This window comes from Branchiibius sp. NY16-3462-2 (assembly GCF_001594145.1).
Lineage (GTDB): Bacteria > Actinomycetota > Actinomycetes > Actinomycetales > Dermatophilaceae > Branchiibius.
In genome coordinates this window covers 37,261-47,698 of record NZ_LVCF01000035.1, presented here as the reverse complement: position 1 = coordinate 47,698, position 10,438 = coordinate 37,261, and the positions used below count along the sequence as shown (strand labels likewise).

11 protein-coding genes are annotated in these 10,438 nt (G+C 69.1%); all 11 read right to left on the bottom strand.

Annotation, left to right across the window (positions count from 1 at the left end; genetic code table 11):
- Nucleotides 1-21: 21 nt before the first annotated feature.
- The 11 genes from AZH51_RS09645 to ruvX all read right to left on the bottom strand — a co-directional run bounded on the left by AZH51_RS09645 (nt 22) and on the right by ruvX (nt 10,433).
- Complete coding sequence (locus tag AZH51_RS09645) at nt 22-192, bottom strand: hypothetical protein (RefSeq protein WP_291523656.1); 171 nt, start codon at nt 190-192, stop codon at nt 22-24.
- 74 nt (nt 193-266) lie between these two features.
- Nucleotides 267-1,076 carry an ABC transporter permease gene (locus AZH51_RS09640; protein ID WP_291523654.1) on the bottom strand — a complete coding sequence of 270 codons (810 nt, stop codon included), beginning with the start codon at nt 1,074-1,076 and terminating at the stop codon, nt 267-269.
- On the bottom strand, nt 1,076-3,883 hold the full coding sequence (locus AZH51_RS09635) for an alpha/beta fold hydrolase (RefSeq protein WP_291523652.1): 2,808 nt from the start codon (nt 3,881-3,883) through the stop codon (nt 1,076-1,078). The genes AZH51_RS09640 and AZH51_RS09635 overlap by 1 nt, the downstream gene beginning before the upstream one ends.
- 24 nt (nt 3,884-3,907) lie before the next feature.
- Complete coding sequence (gene nusB / locus AZH51_RS09630) at nt 3,908-4,324, bottom strand: transcription antitermination factor NusB (RefSeq protein WP_291523650.1); 417 nt, start codon at nt 4,322-4,324, stop codon at nt 3,908-3,910.
- A gap of 3 nt (nt 4,325-4,327) precedes the next feature.
- Entirely contained in the window at nt 4,328-4,888 is a 561-nt protein-coding gene (gene efp, locus AZH51_RS09625; RefSeq protein ID WP_291523648.1) for an elongation factor P, read from the bottom strand.
- A 28-nt stretch (nt 4,889-4,916) separates the two neighbouring features.
- The gene (aroB, locus tag AZH51_RS09620; protein ID WP_291523646.1) at nt 4,917-5,984 is read right to left on the bottom strand and encodes a 3-dehydroquinate synthase; all 1,068 of its coding nucleotides are present in this window, start codon (nt 5,982-5,984) and stop codon (nt 4,917-4,919) included.
- Nucleotides 5,981-6,502 carry a shikimate kinase gene (locus AZH51_RS09615; protein WP_367188041.1) on the bottom strand — a complete coding sequence of 174 codons (522 nt, stop codon included), beginning with the start codon at nt 6,500-6,502 and terminating at the stop codon, nt 5,981-5,983. Before AZH51_RS09615 ends, aroB begins: the two co-directional genes overlap by 4 nt.
- Nucleotides 6,499-7,719, bottom strand: a complete 1,221-nt coding sequence (gene aroC, locus AZH51_RS09610) for a chorismate synthase (RefSeq protein WP_291523642.1) — start codon at nt 7,717-7,719, stop codon at nt 6,499-6,501. Before aroC ends, AZH51_RS09615 begins: the two co-directional genes overlap by 4 nt.
- Nucleotides 7,720-7,761: 42 nt before the next feature.
- Nucleotides 7,762-8,577 (bottom strand): shikimate dehydrogenase, encoded by an 816-nt coding sequence (locus AZH51_RS09605; RefSeq protein ID WP_291523640.1) that lies wholly within the window; start codon nt 8,575-8,577, stop codon nt 7,762-7,764.
- A 6-nt stretch (nt 8,578-8,583) separates the two neighbouring features.
- A complete protein-coding gene (gene mltG / locus AZH51_RS09600; RefSeq protein ID WP_291523638.1) occupies nt 8,584-9,927 on the bottom strand; it encodes an endolytic transglycosylase MltG in 1,344 nt (447 codons plus the stop codon).
- A gap of 2 nt (nt 9,928-9,929) precedes the next feature.
- Complete coding sequence (gene ruvX, locus AZH51_RS09595; protein WP_291523636.1) at nt 9,930-10,433, bottom strand: Holliday junction resolvase RuvX; 504 nt, start codon at nt 10,431-10,433, stop codon at nt 9,930-9,932.
- Nucleotides 10,434-10,438: the final 5 nt, after the last annotated feature.

Sequence of the window (10,438 nt, the reverse complement as noted above, 5' to 3'; positions counted from 1 at the left end):
AAAGGATGGTTTCGCTCGATGCTACCGGAGCGGACCGGCTGACGACGAACCGCTGCCAGCCTTGGCGGGCTTGCGCCGATAAACCACCAGCACGACCAGCAGGGCGACCATAGCCAGCACTCCCAGACCGAGCACCAGGAGGGTGAACACCTGCAACCACCACACGGTCAGCCCCGCCAGCAGATCACCCATCCGCCCATCATGGCCTGATCAGTGGGCCAGCTGTGAGAGCGCTCACAAAAACCTGGCAGTTTCGTCGGAGCCGCTCAGCTGAGGATGTCCTTGCGGCGGAACACGGCGTACGCCAATCCCACGAAGGCCGTGAACCACAGCACCGACCACAACGCTCCGTGCCGCATCGCGATCCAGTCCACCGACGGCGACAGCAGGTCGAACCACGCCCGGTCGTAGTACAGCGGCAGCCCGTTGCGCAGCGACCCGAGGTTATCGATCTGGCCGAGAATCGTGCTGATGATCGTGACCAGCACAGCGCCACCGACTGCGGCCAGCGGCGCATCCGTGCGGACACCGAAGAAGAATGCGATCCCGGCCACCGTCAGCATCAGGATGATCACGTAGACAGCGACCCCCAGCAGCCGCCAGCCGAACACCGACCAGTCCAGCGTCCCGCCGCCGGGCACCGAGAACGACGACCAGCCATACGCCAGGCCGCCCACGAACACCGACCACCCCACCAGCACCACGACCGCCAGCGCGACGGTCAGCAGGCCGACGATCAGTTTCGAGGTAAGCAGCCGGGAGCGGGGCACGGGTGCGACCAAGAGGTACCGCAGCGAGGACCACGATGCCTCCGATGGCACGGCATCCCCCACGAAGAGCGCAGTCAGCACGATCAGGAGGAACTGTGCGGCCGAAGACGTTGTGAAGAGAGCGAAATTCGCCGCTCCACTGGTCGCCAGCGACACCAGCGACGTCCCGGAACCACCCCGCGACCCGAAGGCGAACGCCGCGATGAGCACCAGCGGGAGCGCCAGGACCAGGACGAACGACCACAACGTACGCCGGCGCCCCAGTTGGCGCCGCGCCTCGGCTCTGATCGACAGTGGGTGGGCCATCAGCGGTCCCGGATCCGTCGCAGGGCGTCCGGCGAAACGTCCGCCGATGCACTGGATGAGGCGATCATGCCCAGGAAGACTTCCTCCAGATGTTTGCGACTGCTGACCCCGGTCACGGCCATCCCGGCGCCCACCGCCGCGGCCACCACCGAAGCGCGCGGCAGGGAGGACGTCACCACCACTTCGGTGTCCGACACCACCGACACCTCGACCCCGGGCACGGCCTTCAGCGCTGACAAGCCATCCAACGACGTCACCTCCAGCACCGTCGTATCGCTGTTGGCCACCAGCTCCGCCACCGGACCGGTCGTCACCACGCGACCGGCGTTCATCACGACGATGTGCGTGCAGGTCTGCTCCACCTCGGCCAGCAGGTGACTGGAGACGATCACGGTCCGCCCGCCCGCGGCGTACTCCTGCAGGATCGGGCGCATCGCCGCGATCTGCGGCGGGTCCAACCCGTTGGTGGGTTCGTCCAGGATCAGCACCGACGGCAGACCCAGCATGGCCTGGGCGATGCCGAGCCGTTGCCGCATGCCCTGGCTGTAGGACCGCACCGGCCGGTCGATCGCATCCCCCAGCGCGGCAACGGACAGCGCTTCGTCATAGTGCGCCTCGGCGGCCGCGCGTCCGGTCGCGGCCCAGTACGCCTGTAGGTTCGCCCGGCCGGTCAGGTGCGGCAGGAAGCCCGGTCCCTCCACCAACGCGCCCACCCGGGCGAGCACGGAAGCGCCGGGCACGACCTGATCACCGAGGATGCGGGTCTCCCCTGCGTCCGGGCGGATCAGCCCCAGCATCATCCGCAACGTGGTCGTCTTGCCGGCACCGTTGGGACCGAGCAACCCGACGATCTGCCCGCTCTCCGCCCGCCACGACACGTCGTCCACCGCACGGTGGCCGTCCTTGAAGGTCTGAGTCAGCCCGGACACCACCAGCGGCACGTCCGCCAACGCGGCGTCCGCCGGCGCCACCGCCCGCCGATCCCGCCACGCCCAGAGCCCGAAGACTGCCAACAGCGCGGCGACGGCCAGGGCGACGCCGAGACTCTCCCGGTCCACTCCCCCCGACCCGGCGGCCGGCAGCGCGACCGATGCGACCTGCGGCAGCTGGAACTGCGAGATCGACACCGAATCAGCCCGCGCCACAGTGCTATTGGCAAAGGTGCTGTCCGTGGGCGTCACGAGAACCCGCAGCGACGTCCCCGCCGGGAAGTTCCAGGTTGCCGCCGGCAGCGACACGTCAACGGTGTGCGCCTGCCCGACCGGACCCGTCACCCGGACCGGGGCGACGAGCGATCGGGCCAGCGTCGCGGTGCCGCCGTTGACCGTCCACACACTGAGGAAGAGGGTGCTGACCGGCCCGCTGGAGCGGACCGTCAGTTTCAATCGCGGTGCGCCGACGACCTTGGTCTGTGCGGTGAACGCCGGGGTGTCGTACGCCGCGCTCAGACCCGGCAGCGCGGCGAGCGAATACGTCGGGAGACTTGCCCCGAGCGAAGCGGCCTGTGGCAGTAGCGTGTTCGATACCGGGAGACCACCCGGTGGGCTGATGATGGCTTGGGTCGAACCGTCGATCGGCTGGTCGCGCCACGTCGCCGCATCGACGTACGACGACCCGGACGCCCGCTCCAACGTCGCCGTGTTCTGTCGGCGGCCGAGCGGATCGGCGAACACGAACGCCGGCACAGTGGCCGCATCGCGCAGGAGGTAGTGCCGTAACCACGTGACCTGTGCCTGGTCGTCGGCAGCCTGCGTCGAAGAGGTCCCGTCGTGCCCGCCGTCCATCCAGCGCATCGCCACCGGCGTGCCCTGCGCAGATAGGGTCCGCGCGGTGGCGTCCGCCTGGTCGACGCCGAACAGGGTGTCGTTCATTCCCTGCACCAGGAAGGTCGGCACCTTCAACCGGGACAAGAAGGCCGCCGGGCTGTGCGCACGCAGCATCGCAAGCAGTTCGGCGCTCGGCTGTCCCGAACTCGACGCGGACAGGAATCCCGCACAGATCGTCGGGTCGAACCGGCCACACGGATCGCTGGTCTGCGGTTGCGAGGACGTCGGCGCGCTGACAGAGGGCTGCGGTGCGGCAGCGGACGCGGTGGAGTCGCCGAACACCGGATCGGTCGCGTCCGCCGAACCCGCGGCCCGGCTGCTGGCGCCCGCCTCGCCCAGGAAGAACAACGACGCCCACTGCTGCTTCAGCGGCCCGGTCACCCCACCGGACGGTGCGGCGCCGGGAGAGGACGCGATCGCCGTACCCGCATGGTCGGGGAAGAACGCCTGCGCCAGGTCGTTCCAGGTGATCGAGGCGACCACGGTGTCCACCCGCGGATCGGTCGCGGCCAGCATCAAGGCCAGCGCCCCGCCGTACGACCCACCGGCGACGCCCAGGCGCGGATCCCCTGGCTTGTCCAGCAGGATCCGGGAACCGGCCGGTGACGCCAGCACCGCGCTGATCACCGCGCGGGCATCGGCGACCTCGTAGTCGGGGTCGTCCAGATGGATCTTGCCGCCGGACTTGCCAAAACCCCTAGCGCTGTAGGTGATCACGACGAAGCCGTCGTCGACCAGCGACGAAGCCTGCGACTGGACCGAGTCCTTGGAGCCGCCGAAGCCGTGCGCGAGCAGCACCGCCGGGTGGGTGCCGGTGCCATCCGGCAAATAGACCGTCGTGTCCAGGGACACCGGAGCACCAGAGGGCTCCGCACGGACCGCCACGGACAGATCGAGCGACGTGGCGGCCGAGGCCAGCGGAACCGGGACCAGCAACGCCACCACGGCCAGCAGCACCAGCAGGGCCGACCGGATGCGCATGCGCCACGGTAACCCGCCGGCGCGTCAGACCAGGGTGGTCTTCACCTCTGCGATGCGTCCGAGCAGACCGTTGACGAAACGCGGTGACTCATCGGTCGACAGTTCGCGCGCCAGGCCGACCGCCTCGGCGATGGCCGCCGACTCCGGCACGTCCTCCGGTCCGAACACTAACTCCCACACGGCAACTCGCAGCAGCGCGCGGTCGACCGCGGGCATCCGGTCCATCGGCCAGTCGCGACTGTAGGTCGCGATCGCCTCGTTGATGACACCCCAGTGGTCGACGACACCGCGCACCAGCGTCTGGGTGTAGTCGTTCACTGGTGCCTGGGTGACGGGCACCGCGACCCGCTCCTCGAGCAGCGTCACGGCGTTGATACCGCGTTGCTCGGACTCGAAGAGGATGTCGAGCGCCCGCTTGCGGGACTTGGTGCGAGCGCCCACGGGTCAGCTGACCCGACCGAGGTAGGAACCGTCGCGGGTGTCGACCTTGACCTTGGTGCCGGTCTCCAGGAACAGCGGCACCTGGATCTCGGCGCCGGTCTCCAGGGTCGCCGGCTTGGTGCCACCGGTGGAGCGATCGCCCTGTAGACCCGGCTCGGTGTGGGTGATCTCCAGAACGACAGAGACCGGAAGTTCAACGTAGAGCACGGTGCCGTCGTGCCGGGCGACGATCGCTTCCTGGTTCTCCAGCATGTAGTTCGCGGCGTCACCGACGGTCTCGGCCGGGATGGAGATCTGGTCGTAGTCCTTGGTGTCCATGAAGACGAAGTCGTTGCCGTCCTTGTACAGGAACTGCATGTCCGACCGGTCGACGTTCGCCGTCTCGACCTTGACGCCGGCGTTGAAGGTCTTGTCGACGACCTTGCCGGACAGGACATTCTTCAGCTTCGTGCGCACAAACGCCGGGCCCTTGCCCGGCTTGACGTGCTGGAATTCGACGACGGTCCACAGCTGACCGTCGATGTTGAGCACAATGCCGTTCTTCAAATCATTCGTCGTAGCCACGACCGACCATCCTACCGATGCGCGGGGCTCAATCCGAAACGGCGTCGTACGCCGCCCTCAGGTCCTCCGGTGAGGGGCCTTCCAGCCGGGTCGGTTGGGCGACCGCAGTCAGGGCCACGAACCGCAGCAGGTCGCCGCGGGTCTTCTTGTCCCGGCGCATCGCCGTCAGCAGCGCGTCCCAGTCCCCCTCGGCGTACGCCGTGGGCAGACCCACGCTCGACAGCACCGCCCGGTGCCGCTGGACCAGGTCGTCGTCGATCAGGCCGGCCAACCGGGACAACTCCGCGACATAGACCATCCCGACCGCGACCGCGTCACCGTGCCGCCAGGTGTAGTGCTCGACCTGTTCGATGGCGTGCGCGAAGGTGTGCCCGTAGTTCAGGATCTCGCGCAGCGAGGATTCCTTGAGGTCGGCGGCCACCACGTCGGCCTTGACCTGCACCGCGCGGCGGATGAGTTCGGGCAGCACCTCGCCATCCACGTCGAGGGCGGCCTGCGGGTCGGCCTCGACCAGATCGAGGATTACCGGGTCGGCGATGAAGCCGCACTTGATGACCTCGGCCAGACCGGCCACCAGATCCTCGCGTGGCAGGGTGCGCAGGAGTGAAAGGTCCGCGATCACCGCAGCGGGCGGATGGAACGCACCGACGAGGTTCTTGCCCTCGGCCGTGTTGATGCCGGTCTTGCCACCCACGGCCGCGTCGACCATGCCCAGCAGCGTCGTCGGCACCTGCACGACCGGCACACCGCGCAACCAGGTCGCGGCCACGAAGCCCCCGAGGTCAGTCGTCGCGCCGCCGCCGATCGCCACGACAGCGTCCGAGCGGGTGAAACCGGCCTCCCCCAGCAGTCCCCACAGCCACGCCGTCACCTCGGCGGTCTTGGCGGCCTCGGCATCCGGCAGCGGCGCCAGGATCGCGCCGATCCCCTGATGCGCCAACGCATCCTCCAACGCCCACGCAGCAGCCGCCATCACCGGGGCGTGCACGATCAGCACCCGCAGCACCCCGGGCGGCAGAGCGGCCGGCACCTGGTCCAGGACGCCTTGCCCGATGGTGACGTCGTAGTCGCCGCCGACCGAGATGACCGCCGTCATGCCAGTTCCTCCAGGCGGGTCAGGATCTCGGCTGCGATGTCCTGCGGCTCGCGCCCGGTGGTGTCGACGGTGAACGTCGCGAGTTCCTGGTACCGCGGGCGGCGTTCTTTGAGCAGCGCATTGAGCTGGGCCCGCGGGTTGATCGCCAGCAGCGGCCGCGCCGTGTTCATCCCCACGCGCCGGGCCGCCTCGGAGACGTCCACGTCCAGGAAGACCACGACGTGCCCGTCCAACAGGGCGGCCGTGTCCGGGTGCATCGGTGCGCCGCCACCCAGGGACAGGATGCCGTCGTGACCGGTCAGGGACTGGCGAACGACGTCGGCTTCGAGCCCGCGGAAATGTGCCTCACCGTGCTCGACGAAGATGTCCGAGATCGGCATACCGGCCTGCTCGACGATGACGTCGTCGGTGTCGAGGTGCTCCCAGCCGGTGCTGGCTGCGATCTCGGCGGCCACGGTGCTCTTGCCCGCTCCGGGCGGCCCGATAAGGACTGCAGCGGGGTGCGGCGCGGCGCTCACCACGTGCGCATCGCGGCCGGGATCGCGGCCAGGTAGGACTGGTGGTTGCGGGCGGTCTCGGCCACGCTGTCGCCACCGAACTTCTCCAACGCCGCCTGGGCCAGGATCAGGGCGACCATCGCCTCGGCGACGACGCCGGCAGCCGGCACCGCACACACATCAGAGCGTTGATGGATCGCGGTGGCCGCCTCACCCGTCGCGACGTCCACCGTGCGCAACGCCCGGGGCACCGTGGAGATGGGCTTCATCGCCGCGCGGACCCGCACGATGCTGCCGTTGCTCATCCCGCCCTCGATACCACCGGCGCGGTTGCTCAGCCGCGTGATGCGCTCCTCGTCGGGCACCATCTCGTCGTGCGCCTGCGAACCCGGCTGCCGGGCCACGTCGAAGCCGTCGCCGACTTCGACTCCCTTGATCGCCTGGATACCCATCAGCGCTCCGGCCAGCCGCGCGTCCAGTCGCCGGTCGGCCTGCACATACGAGCCCAGACCCGGCGGCACGCCGTACGCCAGTACTTCGACGACACCGCCGAGGGTGTCTCCGTTCTGCTTGGCCTCGTCGATCGCGGCGACCATGGCCGCACTGCCGGTCGCATCGAGACTGCGGACCGGCGAATCATCAAGCGCCGCAACGTCATCCGGTGTCGGCAACGGACTATCGGAAGCCACGGACGCCGACCCGATCGCCACGGTGTGCGCGACCAGACGGATGCCGTACGCCTGCCGCAGCAACGCGGCGGCAACCGTGCCCAGCGCGACCCGGGCAGCGGTCTCCCGCGCCGAGGCCCGCTCCAGGACCGGGCGCGCGTCCTCGAAACCGTACTTCTGCATACCCGCCATGTCGGCGTGCCCCGGTCGCGGCCGGGTCAGGGGTTTGTTGCGGGCCAGCTCCTGCGGCGCCCCGACGTCGTTGGCGCGTTCGAGGTCCTCGGTGGCCACGGGGGCCGGGCTCATCACGGTCTCCCACTTGTGCCACTCGGTGTTGGCGATCGTGATGGCGATCGGGGAACCCATGCTCAGCCCGTGCCGGATCCCGCCGGTCAGGGTGACCTGGTCCTTCTCGAAGCTCATCCGCGCACCGCGCCCGTAACCCAGTCGCCGACGCGCCAACGCGTCCTGCAGCATGGGCACGGTCACCTGGACATCGGCCGGGATCCCCTCGATCACGGCCGTCAGTGCGGGGCCATGTGACTCCCCCGCGGTCAACCAACGCAGCATGTCTGAATCCTCCCACGCACGCCGCGGGGCCGACGACGTGTGTCAGCGTGCGGCCATCGCAGTGCGCCCCGCCACCTGCATCGCAGCCAGCGGGGCATCGTGCCCGGTCATCAACCGGACCTGGGCGGCCGCCTGGTGCACGAGCATCTCGATCCCGCCGACCAACTGCCCACCGGCCGTCGTGACGGCCGCTCCGAGCGGCGTACGGTCCGCCGCGTACCGCACGTCGAGGACGACCTGACCGGTCCGGGTCGACCCGGCCCACAACGACGCATATCCGTCGGCCGCATCGCCCGGCACCGTGTTGACCACGACCGGGGCATCCGGGACGTCGGCCGCCCCGAGGGAGACGCCGTCGCCCGCGGCCTGGGCAAGCGTGGCGGGTCGTACCTGGTCACGCACCACGAATCCGACCCGCGTGGCCCCGAGATCGGTGAGCGCAGCCAGTGCCGAGCGCGCCGTGGCACCACTGCCGAGGATGACCGGTACGCCGCCGCGCACCGCCGCGGGCTCCAGCCCGGCGTCGAGGAGGGCCTGCCGCACGCCGTACACGTCGGTGTTGTCACCGGCCCAGCCACCCGGCGTACGCACCAGGGTGTTGACCGCGCCGGTGCGCTCGGCGACCCGGGAGCGGGTCGCCGCGATCGCAAAGGCGTCCTCCTTTACCGGCATGGTGACCGAGAACCCCCGCCAGGGGTCGTCGCGCCCGGCCAGGAAAGCGGCCAACTCGCCGGCCCCCACCTCAAAGCGCTCGTAGGTCCAGTCGGTGAGCCCGAGTTCGGCGTACGCCGTGCGGTGCAGGAGCGGGGACAGCGAGTGATCAATAGGTTGACCGAGGACCGCAGCCCGATGTGCCACGAGCGATCAGCACTTCCCCGGGTTGTCAGCGCAGAACTGGCGGAACTTTTCGGTATCCGCGTTGAATTGCTCCAACGTGGTGGAGAAGAGGGTCTCGCCGGTAGTGGTGTTGACCGTCACGAAGTAGAGCCATGGACCTGGGGTCGGATTCTGCGCCGCCTTGATCGCCACCAAGCCCGGGTTGCCGATCGGCCCCGGGGGCAGGCCCGGCACCCGGTAGGTGTTGTAGGGACTCGTGGACTCCCGCGCGGCCGCCGCGTTGGTCAGCGACCGCTTACCCTCCGCGAAACTCACCGTGCTGTCCAGGCCGAGCAGTCCGTTGGTCTGACCCTTGTCGACCGCGGGGTTCAGGCGGTTGTCGATCACCCGGGCGACCTTGCCGCCGTATTTGGCGGGATCAGCCTCACCTTGCACCAACGAGGCGATGATCAGGGTTCGTTGCGCGTTGTCCGGATCGATCCCGACCGACTTCAGGTTGGTCTTGGTCAGGTCGACCATGGTCTTGAGCTGCTGGACCGCCGTGGTGCCCGGTGCGAACTGGTACGTCGAGGGGAACAGCCACCCGGTCAGGTTGCCCTTCGCGTCGGCCGGCAGACCGACCTGTGCGCCGGTGACTTTCTGGTACTGCGCGACAGGGACACCGGTCTCCTTGGACAGCAGGGCGAAGATCTCGCTGTTCCACAGGCCCTCGCGCACGATCGCACCGGCATCCCGGGTGCCTGGTTCCAGCATCAGGCTCGCCGCTGCAGCGGAACTCATCTGCTTGCGCATGGTGTAGGTGCCCGGCTGGATCGAGGTGAAGCCCGGGGTGGATCCGGCGACGACGGCGAAGGTGCCGGCGGACTTCACGACACCAGCCTTCTCCAGGGTTTCGCCGATGGCTGCGCCACTGTCGCCCTTGCGCACCACGATCTGCACCGATCCGCTCCCGTTGCCGGTGTAGTCGGTGCTCTCCTGCGAGGAGGAACTGCTACTGAACAGGGATCCCCCCAGGTTCTTCACCGCGAAGAACGCGCCAGCGAGCAGCAGCGCGAGCACCAGCAGGATCGCCAGACAGCCGCGGCGGGCGCGGACCTTCGAACGCTCGAGGTGCGGATCCTGATCGGAGAACGCCGGATGGTGCAGATGCGCGTCCTCAGGAACGGCGTCCTCGTCCTGGGCGAACGCCTCTTCGCGCTCACGGATGACCCGACGGGTCAAGGGGGCGGCCGGAGCCGGCAGGGGTTCACGGACGGGTTCTTCGGCTGAAACTTCCTCCGGACGACGCGCCTGGGCCGGGTCAGCCGGCCCGCGGGGGGTTGGCGAACCGCCTGAGCCGAAGATCGACTCCGACAAGTTGGCCTCGTCCATGTTCACCCTTTCGCAACATCGTCGCGCTTACGACGATGCCTCGGCTTGCGCCCCCCGACGCGCACCCCGGCCGGGCGGCCGGTGGCTCGTTCTGTGTCCAGTGCGTTTTGAAGAATAAGGGCAGCGGACTGCTGATCGATGAAGTCCCGCGCCTGCCGGGCGTTCTTTCCTCCGTCTCGCAGGTCACGGTACGCCGAAACGGTGGTCAGGCGCTCGTCAACCAGATGGACCGGCGTGGCGCCGATCAGCTGGCTCAACCGGGTCGCCCAGTCCCGGGCCGCCTGGGTGGAGGCGCTGTCGGAGCCGTCCAGGTTGAGCGGCAGGCCGACGATGACCGCCACCGCCTCACGCTGGGCCACGAGGTCGGCCACCTGGCTGATGTCGGTGTCGTTCGTGGCGTCGCGCTGCAACGTCGTCAGCGGTAGAACCACGAGACCGTCGGGGTCGGTGACGGCCACGCCCACGCGGGCCGCCCCGACGTCGATCCCGATGCGTGCTGCCGACACCGTGC

Bases quoted from the DNA above. Each gene is read 5' to 3' on its own strand.
- aroB (WP_291523646.1), bottom strand. From the start codon at position 5,984: ATGACGGCGGTCATCTCGGTCGGCGGCGACTACGACGTCACCATCGGG.
- AZH51_RS09640 (WP_291523654.1), bottom strand. From the start codon at position 1,076: ATGGCCCACCCACTGTCGATCAGAGCCGAGGCGCGGCGCCAACTGGGG.
- AZH51_RS09635 (WP_291523652.1), bottom strand. From the start codon at position 3,883: ATGCGCATCCGGTCGGCCCTGCTGGTGCTGCTGGCCGTGGTGGCGTTG.
- mltG (WP_291523638.1), bottom strand. From the start codon at position 9,927: ATGGACGAGGCCAACTTGTCGGAGTCGATCTTCGGCTCAGGCGGTTCG.
- aroC (WP_291523642.1), bottom strand. From the start codon at position 7,719: ATGCTGCGTTGGTTGACCGCGGGGGAGTCACATGGCCCCGCACTGACG.
- AZH51_RS09645 (WP_291523656.1), bottom strand. From the start codon at position 192: ATGGGTGATCTGCTGGCGGGGCTGACCGTGTGGTGGTTGCAGGTGTTC.